At 48.4% G+C, this 23030-nt stretch carries 15 protein-coding genes; 9 read left to right on the top strand and 6 right to left on the bottom strand.

The features are described from left to right. Nucleotides 1-8 precede the first annotated feature (8 nt). Nucleotides 9-4220: a hypothetical protein gene (locus tag COW20_10220; GenBank protein PIW48452.1), complete on the bottom strand. Its 4212-nt coding sequence runs from the start codon at nucleotides 4218-4220 to the stop codon at nucleotides 9-11. A 213-nt stretch (nucleotides 4221-4433) separates the two neighbouring features. On the opposite strand from COW20_10220, the gene COW20_10215 reads away from it, so the two are divergent. From COW20_10215 to COW20_10205, 3 genes are all read left to right on the top strand, one after another. Then, entirely contained in the window at nucleotides 4434-5321 is an 888-nt protein-coding gene (locus COW20_10215) for a hypothetical protein (protein ID PIW48451.1), read from the top strand. A gap of 142 nt (nucleotides 5322-5463) precedes the next feature. Beyond that, nucleotides 5464-7473, top strand: a complete 2010-nt coding sequence (locus COW20_10210; GenBank protein PIW48450.1) for a hypothetical protein — start codon at nucleotides 5464-5466, stop codon at nucleotides 7471-7473. Beyond that, nucleotides 7473-8975: a hypothetical protein gene (locus COW20_10205; protein ID PIW48449.1), complete on the top strand. Its 1503-nt coding sequence runs from the start codon at nucleotides 7473-7475 to the stop codon at nucleotides 8973-8975. The genes COW20_10210 and COW20_10205 overlap by 1 nt, the downstream gene beginning before the upstream one ends. Here the strand turns inward: COW20_10205 and COW20_10200 are convergent, their stop codons facing one another. Next, nucleotides 8976-9869, bottom strand: a complete 894-nt coding sequence (locus tag COW20_10200; protein PIW48448.1) for a 1,4-dihydroxy-2-naphthoate polyprenyltransferase — start codon at nucleotides 9867-9869, stop codon at nucleotides 8976-8978. Nucleotides 9870-10126: 257 nt separating this feature from the next. Between COW20_10200 and COW20_10195 the strand changes: the two genes are divergently transcribed. Genes COW20_10195 through COW20_10185 form a run of 3 tightly spaced genes read left to right on the top strand, consistent with a single transcriptional unit; the run spans nucleotide 10127 to nucleotide 12585 of the window. Beyond that, entirely contained in the window at nucleotides 10127-10459 is a 333-nt protein-coding gene (locus tag COW20_10195) for a hypothetical protein (protein PIW48447.1), read from the top strand. 32 nt (nucleotides 10460-10491) lie between these two features. Further along, a complete protein-coding gene (locus COW20_10190) occupies nucleotides 10492-11433 on the top strand; it encodes a glutathione synthase (GenBank protein PIW48446.1) in 942 nt (313 codons plus the stop codon). A 27-nt stretch (nucleotides 11434-11460) separates the two neighbouring features. Beyond that, nucleotides 11461-12585: a hypothetical protein gene (locus COW20_10185; protein PIW48445.1), complete on the top strand. Its 1125-nt coding sequence runs from the start codon at nucleotides 11461-11463 to the stop codon at nucleotides 12583-12585. A gap of 58 nt (nucleotides 12586-12643) precedes the next feature. Here the strand turns inward: COW20_10185 and COW20_10180 are convergent, their stop codons facing one another. The 3 genes from COW20_10180 to COW20_10170 form a co-directional block, all read right to left on the bottom strand. Continuing rightward, nucleotides 12644-12976, bottom strand: a complete 333-nt coding sequence (locus COW20_10180; GenBank protein PIW48444.1) for a hypothetical protein — start codon at nucleotides 12974-12976, stop codon at nucleotides 12644-12646. A 195-nt stretch (nucleotides 12977-13171) separates the two neighbouring features. Further along, the gene (locus COW20_10175) at nucleotides 13172-13930 is read right to left on the bottom strand and encodes an enoyl-[acyl-carrier-protein] reductase FabL (protein PIW48443.1); all 759 of its coding nucleotides are present in this window, start codon (nucleotides 13928-13930) and stop codon (nucleotides 13172-13174) included. After that, entirely contained in the window at nucleotides 13930-15918 is a 1989-nt protein-coding gene (locus COW20_10170; protein ID PIW48442.1) for a hypothetical protein, read from the bottom strand. Before COW20_10170 ends, COW20_10175 begins: the two co-directional genes overlap by 1 nt. A 298-nt stretch (nucleotides 15919-16216) precedes the next feature. Between COW20_10170 and COW20_10165 the strand changes: the two genes are divergently transcribed. Further along, nucleotides 16217-16951 carry a hypothetical protein gene (locus COW20_10165; GenBank protein ID PIW48441.1) on the top strand — a complete coding sequence of 245 codons (735 nt, stop codon included), beginning with the start codon at nucleotides 16217-16219 and terminating at the stop codon, nucleotides 16949-16951. Here COW20_10165 and COW20_10160 read toward each other — a convergent pair. Next, a complete protein-coding gene (locus tag COW20_10160) occupies nucleotides 16909-21051 on the bottom strand; it encodes a hypothetical protein (protein ID PIW48440.1) in 4143 nt (1380 codons plus the stop codon). The two genes, COW20_10165 and COW20_10160, sit on opposite strands and share 43 nt — an antisense overlap. 66 nt (nucleotides 21052-21117) lie before the next feature. Here COW20_10160 and COW20_10155 point away from each other — a divergent pair, with 66 nt between their 5' ends. Together COW20_10155 and COW20_10150 are read left to right on the top strand one after the other, a co-directional pair. Then, nucleotides 21118-21924, top strand: coding sequence for a hypothetical protein (locus tag COW20_10155; GenBank protein ID PIW48439.1), 807 nt, complete (start codon nucleotides 21118-21120; stop codon nucleotides 21922-21924). 61 nt (nucleotides 21925-21985) lie between these two features. Then, complete coding sequence (locus COW20_10150; GenBank protein PIW48438.1) at nucleotides 21986-23026, top strand: hypothetical protein; 1041 nt, start codon at nucleotides 21986-21988, stop codon at nucleotides 23024-23026. The last annotated feature ends 4 nt before the right edge of the window (nucleotides 23027-23030 follow it).

The following is a 23030-nucleotide window of genomic DNA, read 5'->3' as shown; positions in this document are numbered from 1 at the left end:
GGACGAACTTATCTGATTTTAGAAGGCAGCAGATAGGTCCAGACCACTTCAGAATGATGCGTGACTTCTAGCACCTGGCGGTTGCCACTGTGCACCACCACCGTATGGCCATTGTCGAGACGGTAGGCTGCCGTGGGATTTGAAATCTTTTTATGCGATTTTTCAGAATGCAACCCCCCAAACTGCCAGAAAATACCCCCAGCCGGATCGACTTCAATCACGCGGTGGTTGCGGGTATCCACAATCAGGGTATTGCCATTGACGAGACGAATCGCCCGCTCAGGATACATCAATTGATGGGGGCCTGAACCTGGGTTTTTCAGCATGCCATATTGCCAGACAATTTCGCCCTCACGATTCACTTCGATCACGTAGTGGTTGCTCCAGTCGGTAATCAGAACGGTATCATCGGGGGTAACTTCTGCATAATAGGGCGCATTGAGCGGATTGATGCCATTGTCCCACCCGCCAAAGCTCCAGATAATCTGTTTGAGTTCGTTAATTTCCAAGACACGGCCGCTGTACTGATCGGTGACCAGTATCGAGCCACGGTTGGTATTCACGGCACTGCGGGGATGTCCCAAAAGACCAGGGCGGCTGCCCATCACCCCAGCTTCGCCGTATTGCCAGAGAATTTCTTTGGTCGCCCTGTAAATTTTAATCACGCGGTGGCGATCGGTATCGGTGAGCAAAACTTCACTGTCTTCACGATCTGAGATTTCAACACATTGGGGGCGTTCAATGAACTCTGCACTGCGGGGGTGGCTTTCACCAAAGCGCCAGACAATCTGTTTTTGGCGGTTAATGATATACACGCGGTTTTCCTGTTTGTCGATCAAAGGCAATTCCAAATCAAGCAGATTCGCCTTGGTGGTGACATAGCTTTGGGCCGCCTGACGCGCCATTTCATTGATGCGTTCGGTCGAAGGTTTGCTGGAAAGCTCGACAATTTTATCGCTGTCTTCACGCAGCCGATGGTAATCAGGGGATTTGGGCAAGGTCGCAAATTGATAGAGATAGAGTGGTTTGAGCAGTCGGGTCACTTCTATCACATAGAGCGGGCTGAAAACCACAGTATTGCCATTGCCCATGCGCACCATGCGGTTGGGGATAAACGAGAAGGCCCCACCCGATGCTTTTTCAATCCCCGTATCAAAGAGCCAGACAATTTCTTTTTCTGGATTCACTTCCACCACACGCCGGTTCTCACTGTCGGCGATCAGGGTATTGCCATTGGGCATGCGAAAAGCCTGTGAAGGGGCATTGAGCTGGTTGGAATGGGAGCCATACCCAGATCCCAGCTTGTTTTCAGGATTGCCAAACTGCCAGACAATCTCTTCATCCTGGTTGACCTCAATCACGCGGTGATTGTCAGTATCCGTGATCAGAAAATGCCCGCCCTTCAGCACCTGCATATCCGAAGGGCTGTAGATCCGGCCACGGGTAATGCCCACCGAGCTGGTAATGCCATATTGCCAGACAATCTTATTCTGTGGGTTGATTTCAATCACGCGGTGATTGCCCTGATCGACAATAATCGTATTGCCGTTCAATTTGCGCATGGCTTTCACAGGGCGATGCAGGCGAATCTCTGAAGATTTATCTGAAGGAGGAAATTGCCAGCGAATTTGCCCAGATTTTGAAACTTCGTAAACCGTATCGCTGCCAGCATCGGCAAATAGCGTATTGCCGCTGGGCAAACGAATCGGATTCATGGGTTCGAGCAATTCCATATGGCCAATGCCGTCTTTGCCCCCAATCTGCCAGGTAATCAGCCCCTTATTGGTAAATTCAATGATGCGCTGACGCTCAGGATCGTGAATCAGAAAATGGTCATTGGGCAGATCATCGGCACGCAAGACCTGATCATCGGCTTCATACTGCATGGTTTTGGGGGTATTTGCTGGTTGTGCGATATCCTGAACCCGGCTTGCCAATTCCTGGATATTGGTGGGGGGTGATTTTGGCGCGACCGCAGACGCTTTGGGTTTCGCAGCAGGCACCAATTGACGGGCCAGCGCCAGAAAGGACTCTTTGGTAATCACGGTTTCGAGTGAAAATTGATTGTAAAGATCCGGAATGCGGATAATCGTATAATCAAAGCTCATCAATTCCTTACGCGCCCGATCGATAAAGGGATGCAGTTTTTCGAGCACCTCCACTTCACCGCTGAGATCAATTCCCCAGATTTTGCGGAATTCATTCAAACAATGCTGGGTCAAGGCCTCGTTCAGTTTCTCGCTTGAGAGCGCAGCAAAATCAATTTCCTGTTCAGAGTTTTCAGCCCCCTCAGACTCGGAAGCTTCTTCTGAAGCCATTTCTGAACGCGTGAGTTCCTGGACAAGGCTGTTTTTTTCTTCAAGCTGAGCGGGTGGAATTTCTTTTGAGACAGAAGCAGGCAGATTGGCAGATGGGGCATGATCTGGTGCAGATGGGGCTGAAGCTTCAGTTTTTACAGGCTCAGGGGGAGCAGGTGGCAGGCCCTGCTCGATTAAATTCTCAAGCACCCCTTCGGGTGCCGTACTGGCAAATTCATCCCGCTGCGCAGGCGACATCTTCGAAACAATCTTTTTCATGCGGTGAATAATTTGCGCATAAAATTCCCGCATAAAGCGCTCAAACTCATCCCTTTCAAAGGGAATCAGATAGAGTGGCAGATCGGGAAAAAGTTTCTGGGTAATCATTTCAATTTCGGGCTGAGCGGGGTTAACGGCCGCTACGCGAAAAATTCCATTCAATTGATTGATCGGCACAAACTCATAACGCCGCAGCAGCGTTTCTTTGAATTGAATCAAAATACTGGGATCAATCTGATGCTCATTCAAAACAGGATAGTCCTCTTCGGGATTCCCGCGTTGGGCTTCAAGTTCTTCAAGCTCTTCTTCATCCTCAGGGTCAAGCTCAAAGGCCTGGCTGAAGTCTGGATCGGCATCCGAATCAATGCTCTCAGCTTCAAAATGAATTTCGGGTGCCGTTTTATTCAAGGTTTCCTGAATGGTCCATTCTGCTTCTTCTACATCCTGAAAAGAGATATAGCCCTTGTCGAGCAGAATATCCAGAATGCTGGTATCAGAGCGGAAATAGCCATCGGGTTTTGACATGGCAAAAGCCAGATAGCTGGGTTTGGTATCTTCGGCAAAGAGCGCATAGCGATCAATCAGTTTATTGCTGGCCAAATCGACAATATTCAACCAGGGGGTAAACATCGCGGGAACATCCACATAGGTCATAAAGACCATAAAATTATTTAACGGGCTGATCGCCATCAGATCACAGGGGTCATCCAAGCCACTGAAGAGATTGCCTTTGAGGGGGATCGTGGCCAGATGAAGCAGGTTCAAGGTATCGACCACGACTATTTCAACACTGCCATCCGGGCGGGTGCTCTGTAAATAGAGCCACTGGCCATCCGAAGAAAGCTGAATATTCCCCAAAATGCCATAGGGCAGCGGCTGGCGTTTAATTTTCAGGGTTTTCAAATTGACAATAAACAGAGAGGGTGACTGGTTATCTGTAATATACAGTTTGAGCCCATCGGGGCTGGGAGAGAGATTCAGGGTCTTTTTACTGCCTGCTGGGCGCACGGTCAAAACGCCTGAAACTTTAAAACTCTCGGTATCGACCACAAAAATCGAACCCCGTCCCCGATCAGACACAAAAATATGCTGACCAGAACAGGAAACGTGCAAATCCAGAGGCAAAGATTTCTGTGCTTTGATCGGGAAATAGCCATAATGCAGGTTCTGGCTCAATGCAAGGTAGGGGTGCTCATCCAATTCCCCAAAATAGAGATGGGTATAGCGCTCAGAAACCGTGATGCCGCCCAGACTGTTTTCAGCATCTTCCCAAGTAATTTCGCCCAATTCACGCGCATTGCTGGCATGAAAGAGATAGACAGAGCCGCTGCCATTGGGGATCCAGTCAACCCCAAAAAAGCGCGGGCTGAATTTGCGACTGCTTGGCAAGACCAATTCTTCAAGCACTTCGCCATTCCAGGGGTTGATTTTTTTGAGCGAATAGGCGCGCTGATCAACAGCATAGCTCACCGCTTTTTGCTCTCGCTGCTGCTCAATCTTAATCTGACGCAGGCGGGCCACGGCCAAAGAAAGCTGTTCAGGCGTAATTTTACCCGTATCCAGCAGATACTCCTGAATCAACTGTTCCTGAAAATCTGGATTCGATGGATTCAGGGTTTCGGTGGGGGCGCTGGCGCTGCTCATGGTTTACCTATCAAAAATTTATTCCTGCTAACTGCTCAAATGACTTTACTTTCAGTATTTTACAACAACTGAATGAGGCTAGGGGGTTCTCACCCTGTTTGCGCGGTAGTCAGAGAGAACCGAAAACCTGCGATAAATTTTGATTAAATCAAGAAATTTCTCAGAGAAACAGCCCATAAACGCTTTAGCCATGCAGACTTGAGGAGGCCGTGAATGCAAAACCCAGGAATACCAAAACCAGGGGGATGGGAGCTCAAACCCCTGAGTGAAATGCTTCCCAGTTTGCGCGCTCCCCTCAAGCCCCCCGCACAATTTTCACCCACCCTTCATTCAGTATCAGATCAATTGCAAAACCTTTCTCCACTCAGCTCAGGTCTGGATCAGTTTGCCTTTCTTGAAGACGCCGCCCAAATTCAGGCCGAAGCAGAGGTTCGCCCTGAAAGCTATCAAGCGCTGCAGACCCTTCCTGGCAAACATTGGCTCGGCAAAATGCCAGCCAATGGAAACCGCGAAGTGGCGGTAATGATCCCCCAAGGAACTGATTTGAGCCGTCCCGTCGAGCTTGTCTATTTCTTTCATGGTCACAATGGAACGATTGCCAAAAGCCTGGCCGATCCCCAAAAGGGCTTGGGTTCAGAAATCACACACATGGCCCAGGAAGGTCGCAACCGGGTTTGGGTGATTCCGCAAGGCCCTCCCAAAGAAAGAGATTTTTCCTGGATGAACCCCCTGAATAAGGAATCGATGACTGAATTTCAAACCCAGACCTTGGCAGAACTCCAGCAACTGGCCCCAGGTCTGATCATCGGGCAAACCACCGTCAAAGGCCACAGCGCAGGCGGCCTGCCCTTGATGAATGGCGCAGCCCATGGCATGCAGGCCGATCGGATTGAATTTCTCGACGCCAGTTATGGCTCCTGGGCAAGCGAAACCTGGCGCAAACAGAAGCAAACCAATCCTGCCCTGGAAATGCGCGTCGTCTATATTCCTGGCACATCAACCGAGGCCAATGCCCTCAGTTTACGTTCACAAAAAGGCGTCAAACTTATAATCAGCAAAGTCAGCCATGGGGCAGTGCCCAAAACCCATATAAAAGATTGAAACCCCTGATTTAAGCCGCAGCAAGAGGAGAAAGGCTCAGACCCAAGCGAAGATTTCTGTTCGTTTCCTAGAGAAAATCAAGTCAGTTTAGGCCCGATTTCAACTATAATAGGAAAAACCCATCCTGAAGGAAACGTCTGAAATGACCCGGCTTGAATCTGGCTCTCCCCTTCCCAACCCGGTCTCCCCCGCTGCAGCTCAAATGCTCTTAGGAGCAGGCAATCCCTTTGAACGCCTCAAAAAATCCCAGGGCGAATCTGTGCCGGTCAAACCCATCGCTTTGGAACAAGACGATCTAAAACTGCAAAAACCTGTGGCAGCTCCGGTTCAAGAGTCCCCCAATGCCGTCAAATTAGAGCTTAATCCAGGCCTTTCGCTGCAAGCTTTTGATCAAAGGGTCAACCAGGGGGGAACCGATCTTAAGCAAATTGCAGCCCTATTAAATAAAGCACCGGCTTTGCGTGATGCCCTCTTGAAACGCCCCCAAGGCGAAACCCTGGTAAGTTTGATAGAAGCTTCAAACCAAAGCAAACCCAGCAAAGAAGCCATTACAGCTTTGCAAAAAATCCTGATCGAAACAGCCGGTGCAAAGATCAGCTACCCTGGTTCAGCGACTGGGATAGATGGCAAATACGGTTCACGTACCCATGCAGCCCTGGCACGCACCCTGCGTCAGGAATTGGCAGCACTTTCTCTGCCCAATCAGGCACAGGCCCCCAAACCGGCCTTGTCGTCCGAACAGATAAAAGCCCTTCTGCCCAGTACCCAGCAATCGCTCAAGAGCCTGGCACGGCTCAGCAGGCAATTGCCAGATAGCTTGCGCGCCCAAATCGGGGCAACGCCCGAAGGATCTGCCTTTTTAGAAACCCTCGCCAAGGGCTCAGATCGCCCGCTAAACAAATCAGACCTGATCGCCATTCAAACCTACTTGGTTAAACAGGGTGCCCAGCTGCGCTATCCCGGTCATGCCACAGGCCTTGATGGTCAATACGGGAAGCGTACCTATCTGGCCTTGCGTGAATTGCTGACCCAGGGGCCCAAGCAAGTCTCAAACGCCCCGCAGGACCCCCCTGCCGCCCACCCCACAGAGGCCCCAACCAAGCCCCCTGCTTCTCCTTCAAACCCCAATGCCGGCCCCTACCCCCGCTACGACCGCATGCTTGAAGATCAACTGCTGGATATCACCATGGCCATCGGCTACGACGAAGGGGCACCCGGCTATGCTTCAGCCAACCTGGATGCAGAGCGGCGTTTAAGCCAAGACATTGAAAGTCGGGGCTTTAAACAGGACACGGCCCGTGCGCTTGAACTCTTGAAACAAGCAGGCAGAGAAGTCAATGCCGACTATTCTGCCTTTTATGTCAAAGAAAATATTTCAACAGCCAATGGCAAGCCCGTTCACAGTATCATTCGTGTACTCAAACCTGGCGATGGCAGCAAAGGGGCCGAAATGCGCAAAGCCGCCCTGGAAGGCATGAAGCAAAGTGATGTCTTTATGTACGGGGGCCATGCCCGCTATGGAACCGGACCTGATTTTGACCGCAACCTGAGCGTGACGATTGACTGGGAGGGGGTTGCCAATGCCAAAGGGGTTGGGAAGGTCACTTACGAGGATGAAGAAATTCTGAAAAAAGTGCTCTCTGCGCGCGAAGATGACAGTGAAGCCATTGCGCAGCTCAAAGCGCTTAAAGCCCAGGGCAAGCTCACCGTTACCGGTCAGAACCAGGGCAATATCCGCATTGGCGTGAAAGACAAACATCCCTATGAAATGGGTTCATTTTTAATGCAGGAAGCCCTGGCAGATACTCCCAGTCAAAGTCTGAGCGAAGAAATTCAAACTGAAAATTACCGTCTCTGGCTCTTTAATGGCTGCCGAACCCACGATTACCAAGCCCCGATCCGCCAAATGGGCAAAGACAACAAAGCCTTGAATGAAGCCAATCTGGACCTCGTTTTAACCAACCAGACCCTGTGGTGGGAGAATACAGAACCCAGTCTGATCAGTTTTCTCGATGGGGTGCTGGCGCTTGAAGATGCCAACGCCTTAAACAATCGCTTACAGGCCAGCAACCCTGAGCAGGCCCGTTCTGGTAAAACCCATGTCCGGCAGGGATTTGACGATAACCCCCTGAGCCAACCCCTCAAACCCTGATGCAGATCGCAAAAACACTCAAGACCCTGTTTTCAACTGGTTTTTGCCTGGTCTTTCTGCAACTTACGGCTCAAGCAGAAACCCTGCCCCGTTGGCAACTCAACGCCCTGCCAATTGCCAACCTGGCCTACCAACTGGATTGTATGAGTGGTCAGGGCCATTGTTCCCGCGAAGCTTTTGAAAAGCTCTGGCATGAGGATTTGGGCTGGAACCCTGAAGACAGTGAAATGCTCAAAGCATGGCAGAAACTGCGTCAGCTCTACCAGCATCAAATCATGCTGAACCCAGCCCCACTTCCCCCCACTGTCTTTCCACTGCGCTTTGAAGGTCTGGATTTATCACGAAAACTGCGGATTGCGCCTTTGGATGCCCGTAATTTTTCAGAATACGCAAGCCGTGCAAATTTACTGATGCGCCCCCAGGATGCCGATCAGGCCTTGCGCATCCTCAGTCATTTTTATCCCCGTATTTCTCAATGGTGGCAGGCCGGAGCCCAGGCTGAAACTGAACGTGCCGCCCGTGAGTTTGTAGAAATTGCCCAAAAATATGCGCTTGAAGACTGGCTCAAACAAGCCCGGAATTTTTACCGCAGCCAGGAATCTGAGCATTTAACCTATCAACTTGATTTTTTTCTCAGGCCAGGCATTGGCGGAAATCAACATGGTGAACAACTTGAGAACCACAGTTTGATTGAAGTTTTACCTTCAAAATCGCTCTTGAACCAGACCCCTGTGACCCTGCACGAACTCAGTCATTTTCTCTATGCCCAAGCCCCGCGTGAGCTTCAGTTTCAATTGGTGGATTGGTTCTGTACACAAAAGGAAGCCTGGGCAATTCCAGCCTATAACCTACTCAACGAAGTCATGGCCACGACCCTGGCCAATGGTCAGGCTGCCCGCCGCTTGTTTCCTGCAGAACAGTTTCAACGCTATTTCAAAACAAAGGGCAGTTTTTACAATGATGCCTATATCGACCCCGTGGCAAAAGCCCTGTTGCCCAGGCTCGAAGCTGCGCTCAAGAATCAGGAAAACCTCTACCAGCCAGAATTTTTAAAGAGCTATCTGAGTATCTTTAAACAAGCCCTGGGTGAAAAAGCCCTGGCACCCGAACTTTTTCTACGCACAGCGGGTATCGTCGCCGAAGGTCAGGCCATGCAGGCCGCTGCTCAAAATTTCCAACAGGCAAACCGGATTGGAGTGGCTTGGGGCAGTCAGAATCTGATTCAGGGGCCACAAACCTTCCGTCATTTTCCCGCTCTGAGTGGAGCCCTGTTTTTAAGCCCGGATCAGGCTTTCCGCCTGGCCGACTGGGCTGATTTAATTTCCCAATCCGATCGAGACGCCATTCTGCGCGCGGCCCAAGAAAAAAAACCAGGGGTCTGGGGAATTCAAATGCCCAAAGGGGCCTGGCTCTTTGTCTTTCTGGCACAAAAGCCTGAAGAATTTCTCAGCCTGAACAAGCGCTTTCAAGCCCACCCCCAAGTCTTTCAGGGGCGTTTGTAATTAACTGAAGATCCAACCCAAGCTAAAGAGCAGACTGTGCAGAATTAAGACCTGATTGGTTTTGCCCAGAATCGGGTTCAAACGCGGATCTGCATCCAGGCTCAAGACGGCTTTGATGGCAGGAATTGCCGGCAAAATACTCAAACAGGCCAGCAAAGAGGCAGGATGTTTTTCAGGCGTCCAGAGATAAAGCCCCAGCGGCATCAAAATGCCCAAACCCATGCAAAACAGATATTCTGCTCTGGCAAAGCCAGCGCCCCAGCGAACCGCCAAGGTTTTCTTGCCAGCCTGGGTATCTGTTTTGCGATCCCGCAGATTGTTGACGACTAAGATCGCAGTCGCCAAAAAACCTGGCGATAGGGCAGCCAGAAGGACGACAGATGTGATGGCATGGGTATGCACCCAAAAAGTTCCCCCTGTGGCCACCAGCCCAAAAAACAGCAAAACGAAGAGATCTCCCAGCCCCAGGTAACCCAGTGGAAAAGGGCCCCCCGTATAGAAAATGCCACTTAAAACAGAAAGCAAACCCAAGACCAGGATCGGCCAACCGCCGCGGTAGACAAGATAGAGCCCCGGCAGCCCCACCAGCGCAAAGGTCAGCAAAAAAGCCAGGCGCATACGCTCAGGTTTGATCAAACCTGCCTGTGTGGCACGGGTCGGGCCAATGCGCTCAGCGGTATCTGCCCCCTTGATAAAATCGAAATAGTCATTGGCAAAATTGGTTCCAATCTGTATCAGGAGAGCCCCCAGCAGGGCAGCTACAAAACTCAAGGGGTCCCATTTTCCAGAAGAAATAGCCAAAGCTGTCCCTATCCAAATAGGTGCCAAAGCAGCTCCCAAGGTACGGGGTCTCGCTGCCATCCACCAGATCTCTGCCTGAGAATTTTTTGTCATGTTTAACCTGGGATTACGAAGTCTTCATTTTAATGTTAAAATACCCGAGTGATTCAGGGTCTTTACAGCTTACCCCACTCCTGGCCAAGAATACCAGTGAACTGTGTTTCCTGCCAGAAGAATAAGCCACTACCCGCCTGAGCACAGCGTCATTTTCAGTGTGATTTACATCAAACGCTGTGGTGGGTTCTGCGTTTATGATGAGAATGAAACCGTTGCTGTGAATTCAGAGAGAAGTGATCACAGGGAGAGAAGCGATGCACGAGTGTGAACAAATGATTTCGACAAGGCAGGATTTAAATTTGCCCTTGCACCGTCTGGCCCAACAATTGGGCGTTCACCCAGATCTACTCATGATCTGTGCGCAAAAGATAGCTCAAACAACCTGCTTCAGCGAAAGAGCCTGGCTCCGTCTTTTGCGCGAAAGTATGCTCTCTGGCTATGGTTCTGCTGAAGAATGGCGAAAACTCAAACAACTCGAACTTTTACATGTTTTAAGTCAAAACAAAGGCTTGAGTGAGTCAGAAGCCAAGACCCTGCAAAAACTGCTGAAAAGTCTGACTGAAAACCTGAAGCGCTCTGTGGCCTGAACCCTTTGCGTTAAAATTTTGGAGAAATAACCATGTCCCCTTTAAAATTCGCGTTTGTGATGGATCCTATTCAGACGATCAATTATCACAAAGACTCTACCTATGCCCTGATCGAAGCAGCACAGAACCGTGGTCATCAAAGCTATTTTCTCTTAGCTGAAGGCTTAACCTTTCGCGACCAAGAAGTCAGAGGCAGAATGCAGGCCGTGACAGTTCAGCGCGAGACCGATTTTTACAAGCTGGGCTCAGAAGAAATGCTTCCGCTCAAAGACATGGATGCTGTCTTCATGCGCAAAGACCCCCCTTTTGACATGGACTATATTTTTAATACCTATCTCTTGGAACTGGCAGCACGGGATACCTTGGTACTCAATCACCCGGGCAGCTTGCGCAGCGTCAATGAAAAGCTCTATGCCTTGCACTTTCCTGAGTATATTCCACTGACCCTGGTCAGCTCTGATCGGGCTGAAATTCGCAGCTTCGTAGAAACCCAAGGTAAAGCCGTGCTCAAGCCGATCGATGCCAAAGGCGGTGAAGGGGTCTTTATTCTCAAAGCTGAGGATTCCAACCTCAATGCCTTGCTCGATCTCATGACCCGCGACGGAAAACGGAAAATTGTGGTTCAAGCCTATATCCCAGAAGCGCGTGAGGGCGATAAGCGGGTTTTGATGATCCACGGTGAGGTCTGCGGGTATTTTCAAAGAGTGCCCGCCAAAGGGGAACACCGCGCCAATCTGAACGCCGGAGGCAAAGCCGTAGCCTGTGAGTTGACAACGCGGGATCGCGAAATTTGTGAAGCGGTCGGTGCCTTTTTAAAACAGGCAGGCTTGTATTTCGTAGGCTTGGATATCATCGGCGATTATCTGATTGAAATCAATGTCACCAGCCCAACGGGCATGCAAGAAGCCTTAAAACTGACGGGTGTCAATGCCGCTGAGCGTATGATTCAAGAGGTAGAAGCGCTGGTTCAATAAGCCAGGCTGATGAAATAAGGAGAGATTATGAACGCACCATTGGGCATTACCCAAGGCAAAATACTGGTTTATTATCAGTTTGATTTGGCAGATTCAGTCGATTTAGAAACGCTAAGACACAAATGGGTAGGCCGCTCAAGCAGCATCAAATTGGTATCCCGGCGTTCCTCTCCCTCTTATTTACAGTTTAAAACCGAGCCGCTGCTCTTGCCCATGGGCGCACAAAAACTGCAATTGAGCCAGGATCGCTGGCTGGATGTTGAAGTCCGTGCCAAAGTGTTTGAATTTGGAGTTGTCTCGATTGCCTGGGAATTGCCCTTTCCTGATACTTGGCAAACCGCAGTACAGGAAGCCAATCTCTATATCGACAGCCACTGGATTGCCGATCAATCCGAAAAATTATTGGCAGACTTAATGCCTGCCCTCGCACCCGCCTTGATCAAACCCTATCCCCAGCAAATGCATGAAGACTATACCATTTTTTATGTCTACGGCTTTGAAAACCCTGAATTGAGCAGCTCTGAGGCCATCCTCAAACAGTTGGGTTCTGATATTGCAGGCATGGTCCGTGGCGAATCCAAGAAATTGGCAGATTCAGAACGCCAGACCATTCTCAGTCAAAAAATCACCTATTTTGAAGACGATTTGGTCGTGGTGGCCTGGAACAGCTCCTTTATTTTTGACCCCGAGGGCAGTTCCGAACACGTGGATATTCTTGAGTTTGCCAATGTTGAGCTTTTGGAACTGCGTTCTTACGATAAACTGCTCGACCAACAGCTTGAAGGCATTTACGATGAGCTTGAAAACCAGCCCATGTCTCGGGGGGGGCTGTTTAAAAACCCCTATCACCACACCATCCAAAAACTGATGACCTTGCTTTTGGACGTCACTGAGCTGACGGATCGGATTGAAAACACCCTGAAGATTATCGGGGATCTCTATTGTGCCCGTATCTACCGCATGATCTCTACTTTGCTGCAATTGCGCGATTGGCAGGCCCGTGTCGATGGCAAACTTGAAAGCGCACGCCAGATTTATGAAACCCTCAATGACGAGGTTCAGAACCGGCGCTCAACAATCATGGAAATCATCATCATTCTGATGATCGGGATTGAAATTATCCTGGCGCTGATGCCTGCCTTTAAGCACTAAATACACAAAAAACAAAGAGCGCCTGAAAACCAGGCGCTCTTTGTTTTTCAATCGCAGCTTAGAAACCTGAAACCAGGTGAATCTCGCGATCTTTAAAAGGGAAATAGCCATGGTAAGAACCTTGGCGTGAATTGCGGTTCTGATTGCGCACGGGCGCTTGGGTAAACTGAACCTCTATCCGGCTGAATTTATACCAGGAACGGTTCAAGGTTTCCTGGGCCCAGCGGGCATCTTTCTCTGACATCTCAACGAGTCCGAAATTTTGCAATTGACCTGTCTTTTGATGAACGGCCATTTGCGCGTTGAGCACATGGCCATGGCGGGAAAAAATCCGCTCAAGTTCTGCAGGGGTTGTTTCAGGGGGGAGATTGGATACAAATAAGATAGACATCTTTTTAGAATCTTCTTTCCTTGCTATGGATATTGACAAGGGCTTGAAATAAGGCAGAAAAGGGTTGAGCTGCCTGCCTGGCAGCAACTGTTTGAAGTAGTGAAGTTTGTGATCTAAAGCCCATAGTCTTAATCAAGATTATAGCTTATTTTGTAAATTATTTAAACCCCTGTTACAAAAAAGTGATACTAAATTTTAAGCAACGATACAATAGCCCCCATCCACCACCAAGGTATGGCCATGCACCATCCGAGCCAGGGGGCTGCAAAGAAAGAGAGCGGCATCGGCCACTTCTTCGGGGGTCACCAATCGCCCAGCGGGGGTGCGCGCTTGAGAATGACGCAATAACTCTTCACGGTTGGGGAAATGATTCAAGGCTTCGGTATCTACCACGCCTGCAGAAAGGGTATTGATATTGATTCCCTCGGGGGCCAGTTCGAGACTCAGATGGCGAACCAGCGATTCAAGGGCGGCCTTGGAAGCACCCACGGCAGCGTAATTGGGAAAAGCCCGTGTAGAACCCAAACTTGAAACAGCAACAATCTTGGCCCCCCGCGAAAGCAGGGGACGCACCCCCTGAACCAGCCAAAGCAGCGCCAAGGCATTGATATCCAAAGTCCAGGCCAAATGACGGGGGGTCAGTTCAAATGCCGAGCGCAGAACGCCTGAAGCCGCATTGCTAATCACGATATCCAGAACCTGCGTATGGGCTTGCAAGTCCTTCAGCATTTCTGCAAGTTTTTCAGGTTCTCCAATATTGCCCTTCAAAAGCAGCGGTTTCTGGCCGCTCAAGGCTTCAATTTCAAGCGCGGTTTCCTCGGCTGCGCGTTTATTGCGCAAATAGTTTAAAACCAAATGCACCCCTTCTGTTGCCAATTTCAGAGCAATGGCTTTGCCAATTCCACGGGTGCCCCCCGTGATCAGAGCTGTTTTTCCGTTTAAATTGAGTTCCATCAGCGAATTTCAATCCAAGCTGCGTGTTTGACGGGCATATGCAGTTGTTCCTTCATGTCTTTGTAAATAGCAACCGAATCGTCGATCAAGAGAGAAATGACAAAGCCCCCCGCCCCCGGAATCTGCAGTTCGGCAACAATCCCCTCGGGCTCAACCGCAATTTCGAAGGGCAATTCTTCCCGACAGAGATCCATTAAAAAGGTTTTAGAATAGGATTTGCGGGTGCGTTCATCCAAGGTCGCCATTTTTCGCATCATCGGCTCCCCTCTGCGCGAGATTCCATCCATATTCAGGGCAAAGCCAGCCAAACCCGTGGGATTTTCATTGATAAGTTCCCAACGGAACTGTCGGTAGGCATTGAGAAAACCTTTTTCATCGCGTTGTTGAAAAAATTCAGGAATCATGCGCCCCAAGGCCTTTTGTTCCTTGAGCAACTGATAGAAATGCGTTTCAGAGAGTCCTAACCAATCATTGAGCTGGCTCAAACCCAAGGATTCAAGGACCGCCAAAAGACGCTTGGGATCGATATGGGCCTGTTGCAAGGTTCGGCTGTTCAGTAAAAAGGGCTCAAGTTCAGGCACCTGCCAACCCGCTTCTCCCTGTTCTTTAATCGTGGCCAGCATATCCAGCGTAATTTCCTGAATTTCTGGATGCAAGGCAAAGAACTCCACCATGCCCGCTTTAAAGATATGCATGCCTGCAATCCGCTCACGCAAAAAGCGAATCGTTCCAGTGCCTTCAAGCAGACCCTCAAAATGCAGGCAACGCCCCAGGCTGTTTTTTAAGACCAGGAGATTGAGTTGCTCTGTCGCAGGGGGCATCAGCCGGGCAGCCAGCGCATCCAATTCCTGAAGAGAACGTGGCCTTGCATTCAAATTGGGCTGAATCATGGTCTTGAGCAAGGCTTCATAAAATTCAAGCAGGGCAGAAATATCCGGGCCAGATCCATCTGCCAGGGCAGGAACGGTCAGATAGGGAACTCCCGAAACCTGATAGGCTGAAGCCAATTCATAGCTTTGCGACTGTTCATCCCATTTCCAGGCAAAATCTGATTGGTTGGGCTGAGAGGTTCCCTTGAGATAGCTCAAGAGCGCAGGAATCGCCTGGGCCTGCGCATTGATTCCCAATTCTGAGCCCATGAATCCACTCACGGGGTGGTAAAATGCGGCTTTGCTGGCCAAATCTAAATCATAGGATCCATAGCTGAGCAGAATCCGTTCGGGGGCCACTTTGATAAAGCGCTGCAAGGTTTTGATAATGCTGTAGACATCGCTGCCCACCGAGTCGCCCCAGGTCGAAAAGGGGGATTTATTAAACAAATCGCCGACCAGCATGAGATAAAAGTCAGGGGAAGCTGTCCAATGTAAAATATCCCCTTTGTACTGCGCCAATTGGATATTTTGCAGCAGGGTCTCCAGTTTCTTAAAATGTCCCTGTAAATCGGTAATCAGCAACATGGCATTGCCTGCTTGCAATTCATGTTCTTCTTCAGCACCCACAGGCTCAAGTGGGCCGGTATTGGGAAAGGCCACCTGCACACTCTCCCCCATCGCTGCAGCAGGACTGTCAGGCGCTTGAACATTTAAATTGCCAAAGGTCGAAATTGAATCAAAAATATACTGGCATTTTTCCTGTACCTCAGGCTTTTGCCGGGGATCATCCAACCATTGTGCAGCCAGAAGTTTGGTTGCGCGTAGGGCTCGTTTGATTTCTTTGTGTTCATTTGCGCCCTCAGCAAGATAGAGCATTTCATCCTGAAGCTGAGGCCAATCCAGTTTGACCATTTCCTGCAGTAAAATACTTTTCAAGCCCTCCAAGCCAAAGGAGACAAAGGCCGTTTGTACGGCAGGCATGGTTAAAATCCGACTGCCTACCGTGGGCAAAGTTTTGTCTTTGGCTGTTTTGCCTTGCGTAGGCGTACGGTAAATACCCGCGTCGGGAATGATTTGATGTTGCTGAAACTGAATTTGATCCTTGGGATCTGACATCTCAACCTCTGGGCACTGCGGATTTAATCGAACTTCCTCATTTTACCAGAGAAGCAGACAATCGTCCCTGTGGGAACGCTTCAGTCACTTGCTTCCCACTCTCCACCCTCAGAGTTGATCCAGATCACAGGATCTTTGTGAGATCGCCTATAGATTTCAATTTAAAGCTTCGCGATAATGGAATCAATCTCTCCTGAAAAGTCGCTAAGGTTCAGTCAATGAACCCAACACGCGCCCACACCCAAATGGGTGTGGGAATTTTTGTTTTAAAGCTGGATAAATCTGGATTTTATAGAAGATGAAACTGAATGATTTGCTTAGAGAATTTGAGAGCAAACCCTGGGAAAAACTTCCTTTTACAAATTTTAGCCATACTGTTGAAATCAATCAGGATTATGCAGGTCTAGCCAAAATACTGCAAGCAGATTTACCCTTTCCAGAAAAATTACACAAGGCAGTCCCTAAACGCCAAGCACTCTATTTAGCGGGTCGTTATTGCGTTCATCAAGCTTTTCTGCAGGCAGGCTTTGATCATCCAGTCCATATAGACCAAACCCCAGAAGGTGTACCCATTTGGCCCACTGGCTGGGTAGGCAGTATCAGCCATTCCGATCGCATGATTGCAGCAGTCATTGCCCCCCGGTCAGAATGCAAAGTTTTGGGAATCGATCTTGAAAAAATAATGAATGAAAAAACCTGCGAACGTATTTTTAAAAGTATCAGTCGGCCTGAAGAGAGAGGGCCAGTCAATTCAGGTTTGACTTTGGAAGAATACTATACATTGGTTTTTTCAGCAAAAGAAAGCTTGTACAAGGCTTTATATCCTGAAGTGCATCATTTTTTTGGATTCGAAGCAGCCAGCTTAAGCCTGCTTCAGCCAAACCAGTTAGAACTGAGGTTAACTCAGGATTTAAATGAAATTTTCCCTAGCGGATTAAGTCTGAAAGGTCAGTACCTTCGTTCGCATCACCATATTTTCAGCACGGTGTATCAAGCAATTTCAGCCCCCAGCGCAGACGGTGCAAGAGATTGAACCCAAAGCAATTCGCCGTGCCTGTTGATACACCTCAGTTCTGTTTGCTTTGCACTCACAATTAGAATTTGTCCATTTTCAAAGCAAGAACAGGCATCAGGACTCATTAAGGGAGCATCGGGAGAACCAGAATACGACCAGAACAAGTCACCCTGGGCATTTACCTCAATGATACGGTCTCTTCCGGCTTCAGCAATCAGCCAGCGATGGTTCGGCAAGACCTGAAGAGCTCGGGGAAGCGAGAGCATTTCGCCGTTAATATCCTGCAATAGCCCAAGCAAGCGCCCTTTAAAATCAAAATGAAGGATGCGCCCCATTAAACTATCGACACATAAAAATCCAGTTTCAAAAGGTACCAAAGCAACGATTTCCATCGGCACTTTTTCAAGGCGAATCACTTCCGTTTTTTTCTCAGTAAGATGTAAGATTCTGTTTTGCCCAGTATCTGCAATCAGAGTTGAGCCATCTGATAACCGAGTTGCTGCACGCGGAAAAGAAAGTTTTAAATGATCATCTCCATATTCAGCAATCAGTTTAAAATGCTCAGGTTCTAACTCCAAAATCCTGTCATGACCTGTGTCTGCCAAAAGTAAACTCCCTGAAAGAGTTCGGACAATACTCGCGGGCATCAAAAGTTCCAAGGGGTCCTCTTCCATAGGATAAACACGCAAAACACCCGATTCAAGTTGCCAAAAACAATTTTGCGATGAAAGTACCCCCAGCCAAGAAAGTTGCGGATCAGCAGAAGTTTTTATGGTTTGGACAGGGCGGGATTGAGCCCTCTCCAAGGCCTCCTCTTTACGTTCAGAAATTACTTTTCTCAACTTTTTCTCAAATTCAGGAAATTTCTTCAAGAGGTCAAAAAACATCTCTTTTTCAAGTCTGAAAACTTCGGTATAGGTCAGACAACGTGCAGAAGCACTGCGAGGACGGTCATTCAGCAAAGCCATTTCACCCAAAACCACTCCCTCAGGTAAAATGGTGAGAAGTTGACCCTTTGCATCTAAAATTTCAACCTCTCCCCGATTAACAAAGAATAGGGCATTTCCAGGATCACCCTGACGAAAGATAAATTGCCCCTTCTTAAAAGCCAAACTTGAAAACTGGGGTTGAAGTGCATGAAAAAAAGCATCATCAGCGTCCTCAAGTAATCTCAGGTTACGCATTCTCGAAAGTGCAATTCTGCGCTTCATACTTTCGATAGCTAAATATGATTGCTCATTTTCAAAATTTTGGCGACGCTTTTGTCTTTCGTATGCCAAATTCTGAATTCGAGACATCAGTTCAGGATCTGCCAAGGAGATTTTTTGAAAATCTGCCATTCTTAAACGCAAAAGTTTCCCTGGCCGAATCGCCTGAATACTCGAAGAACGTTTCTGTCCAAAGATCAAAGCCATTTCGCCAAAGACATCTCCGGCTGAAAATTCAGCCAACAATTGGCGATTCTGATCCACCCTGGCTTGAAATGCACCAGACTCAATCAGATACAAGGCATCACCCAGATCCCCTTCCTGAAAAACCCATTCACCTGCAGCGACAGTAATCGGTTCCAGCATGCGGGCCAACGCAATCAAAGCAAGCGTTTCAACGTCAGCAAAATAGCGCAAACTTTGAAGCAACTCAATTCTTACATACAGAGGATTCACACTGTGCGTTGATTGAGGCAGCAATTTAGTCGCTTCAGTCTGCTCAAATGTTCTTTCCCAACAAACCCCGCCATTGAGGGTATCGATTTCAATACACCGTTCAGAATCACCGAGAACCAGATTTCCATTGGCATGCCGTGTAATAGATTCAAGGGATTGAAAATTCAGCACAGAGAGCCCCTCCCAAGCAATATGGGGCTCAGAATCAGAGTTTTTAAAAATCAAAAGCGCACGACGGGCCCGGTCCACAATCCAGGTTTCACCTGAATTCACACGCAAAGCCCAAACAGGTTCAATTAAACCCTCTGCTTCAGCCCATTGGGCAATCACTTCTTTTTGCCCATTGAGTTCGATAATGCGGCGATTGCCAGAGTCCGTAATCAGCCAACTGAGCTCAGCGGTGCGTTGCACGAACCTCGGTTGATTCAAATAACCAGGCAATTGACCGGAAACACCCTGCGTCCCATAAGACCAGCGGAGACTCCCCCGGCTGTCACAAGCAAACACCTGATGTCGGCCTTGATCTGCGATAAGATAAATCAAAGTTTTTTGGTCTTCATCCAAGTAAAAACTCAACCATTGAGGATCTTTCAATGCTATCTGCTGACGATTGGAAGTCCAAATCAAATCCCCAGCCGGATTCAATTCCTGAAGATATTTGCTGAATCCATCCAATACCAGATAATTTCCATTGGGCAAAGCAACCGCTGAAATTGGTTTCCAATCAGATATCTCAGCCTCTAATTTGAGCAAAATCTTTTGATGATGGTCGAGAACCAAAACCAGTTTTTGTGAGGTCAAACAAATCAAAACTTGCCCTGGCAAAAGCCAGGTTTGTGGTTCAGCAGAGGAATGAAAACGCGCAAAAAATCTGGCCGGGCTCAGCAATTCAAAACCACAGACGGGGCAATTCCAACTGCCCAACAAAGGAGAGGCACAAAAGGGGCAAAGATCTGGCGGCGTTTCAGAAATACCATTTTCAATCCCATCGCGAAGTTCTAAAAGCTGTAAAAGTGCCTCACGCAAAATACTGATACGCAACGCATAACGATTCAGTATTTTTAAATCCAGAAAAGCCTCCCAGCGTGTTTCAAGCTGAACTCTCAGTTCAGGAATCAAAGAAGACAAATGTTTAACTTCCTTGGGATAATCATGGATATGAATACCTGTCTGCTGAAAAATCCCCCCCGCCAGAATATCCAATATTTCAGCATCTGCTTCAGCTGGCAAAACAATCCGAGGTGCTGCATCTGGATCTAGAGAACCACTTAAGCTAAAGGCCCTGTATCTTAAATCCATTGCATTTTGAGTTGAAACCTCTGGTAACTCAGGTTTCTTTTCGTCTGAAAGCAGTCCCCGACGCTCCATGGTCTGGATCAGGTTCACAGGATCTCGAAAATATGGATTTTTTAGAGCAGAACCCAGGCCAAAAGGCAATTTTCCAGCTTCTCCTGTATAACGTCGAATCACTTTCACTTTTTGAGTATCGATGACTTCAAGCAATGGGGTATAGGGCACAGGATCAAAACTGAACTCCAAAAGGGTCAAAAGGGATTGGGTGTTTCCTAAACTGAGCAATTCAGTCGGAACATCACTCTCACGGCTGAAGAGCCTGCCTTTTAAAGCAATGCGTCGAATGACCTCATTGTTTTGAATATCAAAATAGACCAGGCTACGTTCAGGTTTTAAAGAAACCAGAAACAAAAATCTTGGGTCAGAGGGGTCGAGCATGAGATTTCCCAAGATTCCCAAGCCTGGTTGAAATTTATGTAATTGCAGGGTATCTAGTGAAAGCTGATAAAGCAGACTGGATTCATTATCTGTGATAAAAACCTGATTCCTCGCTGCATCTGCAGCAAAATTCAAACAAAGATCACTATCAGTTTTGCGAATTTGAAATTCTGCCAGCCATTTTAAATTTTCCAAGTCTAAAACTGAAAAACAACCTCGACGACGGTCAGAGACAATCAAGAACCCTTTCCCTGCTACAAAATAAAGGTCATGGGGTCCCGTCAATTTTTTATTTCGCTCAGTATAGGGCCAATAGGAAGAAGGTGTTTGGCAGAGAACAGGTTGAAAGGACCAGAATTGATCTGCCAAAGCACAGAAATCAGGAGCAATCAATAGCCCCCTTGTCTGATCTGAGCTCAGAATACTTTCAGGAATTCCTTTTTCTCTTGAAAGAGACCAAGCTGAATGCCCCCATGCATTTCCCCAAATAGGTTCAGGCCTTGCTTTCTGATTGGGCAATAAAATTTCTGTTTCTACTTTTCCAAATTCAGGTTCACAGATTTGAAGTTTCTTTTGATCCTGGCTGATACGATAAATATGACCAGGGAGAGCATCAGGATAGGTTTCTTTGACCAGAGACTCCCAATCCTGTACAGTTAAATTCATTGCAGAATAATAAAGAGAATAAAAATGATCCCAATCCAGACTTTCAAAATCAGGCATAGGTGTCCTTCCTGACAGGTTTCAGCTAGAATACAACAATCTTACTCCTGAATTCAATAGGTGCTTATGAAAGCAAAATCTCTGCCAAGGCACAAACCCAAGGATATCAATCGCAGGTTTCTGAAACCGCTCAGAAATTTGATTGAACTCAAATATTTTCGCTTTAAAGTACGTGGACAGGAGCATATTCCCAAAGAAGGGCCTGTCATCTTTGTTGCCAACCATTCTGGCTGGGTACCGCTTGATGCCCTGTTTTTATTGCTGGCGATCCATGATTTCGCAGACCCCAGTCGACTGCCCTTTTTGATTGTGCACGATGTCTTGATCAAACTGCCTTTGACCTATCGCTTTTTAAGAAATCTGGGCTTGATTCCTGCCGATTGGTTGCATTATGGACGAGACCCCCTGCCTGCAGAACTCAATCCCATCGCCATTTTTCCTGAAGGTGCAGATGGAAACTGCAAACCCTTCTGGCAAGCCTATCATATGAAGCGTTGGAAAACAGGTTTTGTCAGATTGGCTCTGCAAAGAGGAGCAAAGGTGGTTCCTGTTGCGATTATCGGAGGCGAAGAAGCACTCCCTGTCGCCGCCACCCTTGAAAACCTCAAGCCCCTCTTGGGTTCGGTCGCTCCGCTTCCGCTTAGCTTGATGCCCATGCCCTCCTATTGGCGGATCTACTTTATGCAACCGATCGATTTTGCAGCTTTTCCACAAGCAACCGCCGAAGACCCTGAAGCCTGTATGCAATTGGCCCACGAAGTCGGCTTGCTCGTTCAGGATCGGCTTGAAAACAAAGCCTGGAAAAACCCCTTGCTCTGGCTGAGCGATTGGGTCGACAAGGAAAACGATAATCCAAACTTAAGCAAAACTTGAATCCAGTTGCCCGTGTTTTTGACGATAACCACATCAATGCAGTGAGTTGCGGAGGTTGCGCATGACATCGCCAAATTGGGGTTTAAAATCGCCCCTGGATCTATTTTCACGATTTTTTCAGCCTGTCAAAGCGCAATCAGCGCCTCCTTCTCCACTGATAGGCCCGATATCACCCGTTCCAATCCCTTCATCCCCTGTTCAAGCAGAACCAGATCTGATTGCGATGGGGGCGGTTTCACGTTCCACCAGTGGCAAAGCCCTCAGCCTTTCATTTTTAGAAAAAATGACTCCAGCGGCGGCCCCCGCTCCTGCCCCTGCCATGCAAAAAATTGAGTATCAAAAACCCGTGCAATTGCGTGAGGGCGTGATGATGTACATGCCGCAAAATCCACTGAAAGTAGATCAGAGTGTTGATGTGATTATTCAATTTCGGGGCGATGTCCCCCAGCGCTTTGCACAAAGTGGCGTCCCTGCGGTCGTGATCAGTGCTGAAACCTCAGGTCTTTCTGGGGCCATGATGGAAAAATTTGGGCAAAAAGAGTTTGTGCCCCAAATTCTCGAAACAGTGAAAGCACGTCTTGAAAAACAGTATGGCCCCCAGGTCAAAATAGGCCGTCTCGCCTTGGGAAGCTTTAGCGCAGGCTATGCACCGCTGCAGGTCGCGCTCTCAAATCCCGCTGTCAGCGCACGAACCGACGCTGTCATGGTCATCGATGGCATTCACTATGGAGCCAAAGGCAAGCCAAATCCAGCAGCGCACCAACCCTTTGTAGATTTTGCCAAAGCAGCAGCAGCGGGTCAGAAAATGATGGTGATCACGCACTCTGCGATTCAACCCAGCTATTCTTCCTCAACAGACGCCGCCGATTATATTCTGAAAGCAGCAGGAGCGCAGCGTCAGCCGCTTGCTTCAGCAGAGCCCGACGGGCAGGACAGCAATCGCTACAAAGAACGGATTGCACCTGCCAACCGGGCAGATCGCGGCAGTTTTCATGTCGAAGGTTTTGCAGGGAATCAAGCGCGGAACCATGTTGAACAGATAGACAATCTCGGCAATCTTTGGGCCCGTTATCTGGCCCCACGCTGGAATACCAGTCCCTAAAAAA

This window comes from bacterium (Candidatus Blackallbacteria) CG13_big_fil_rev_8_21_14_2_50_49_14 (assembly GCA_002783405.1).
Lineage (GTDB): Bacteria > Cyanobacteriota > Sericytochromatia > UBA7694 > UBA7694.
This window is presented reverse-complemented; position numbering and strand designations above follow the sequence as displayed.

Coding starts and splice junctions, on each gene's coding strand:
- COW20_10220 (PIW48452.1), bottom strand. CDS start 4,220: ATGAGCAGCGCCAGCGCCCCCACCGAAACCCTGAATCCATCGAATCCA.
- COW20_10215 (PIW48451.1), top strand. CDS start 4,434: ATGCAAAACCCAGGAATACCAAAACCAGGGGGATGGGAGCTCAAACCC.
- COW20_10210 (PIW48450.1), top strand. CDS start 5,464: ATGACCCGGCTTGAATCTGGCTCTCCCCTTCCCAACCCGGTCTCCCCC.
- COW20_10205 (PIW48449.1), top strand. CDS start 7,473: ATGCAGATCGCAAAAACACTCAAGACCCTGTTTTCAACTGGTTTTTGC.
- COW20_10200 (PIW48448.1), bottom strand. CDS start 9,869: ATGACAAAAAATTCTCAGGCAGAGATCTGGTGGATGGCAGCGAGACCC.
- COW20_10195 (PIW48447.1), top strand. CDS start 10,127: ATGCACGAGTGTGAACAAATGATTTCGACAAGGCAGGATTTAAATTTG.
- COW20_10190 (PIW48446.1), top strand. CDS start 10,492: ATGTCCCCTTTAAAATTCGCGTTTGTGATGGATCCTATTCAGACGATC.
- COW20_10185 (PIW48445.1), top strand. CDS start 11,461: ATGAACGCACCATTGGGCATTACCCAAGGCAAAATACTGGTTTATTAT.
- COW20_10180 (PIW48444.1), bottom strand. CDS start 12,976: ATGTCTATCTTATTTGTATCCAATCTCCCCCCTGAAACAACCCCTGCA.
- COW20_10175 (PIW48443.1), bottom strand. CDS start 13,930: ATGGAACTCAATTTAAACGGAAAAACAGCTCTGATCACGGGGGGCACC.
- COW20_10170 (PIW48442.1), bottom strand. CDS start 15,918: ATGTCAGATCCCAAGGATCAAATTCAGTTTCAGCAACATCAAATCATT.
- COW20_10165 (PIW48441.1), top strand. CDS start 16,217: ATGAAACTGAATGATTTGCTTAGAGAATTTGAGAGCAAACCCTGGGAA.
- COW20_10160 (PIW48440.1), bottom strand. CDS start 21,051: ATGCCTGATTTTGAAAGTCTGGATTGGGATCATTTTTATTCTCTTTAT.
- COW20_10155 (PIW48439.1), top strand. CDS start 21,118: ATGAAAGCAAAATCTCTGCCAAGGCACAAACCCAAGGATATCAATCGC.
- COW20_10150 (PIW48438.1), top strand. CDS start 21,986: ATGACATCGCCAAATTGGGGTTTAAAATCGCCCCTGGATCTATTTTCA.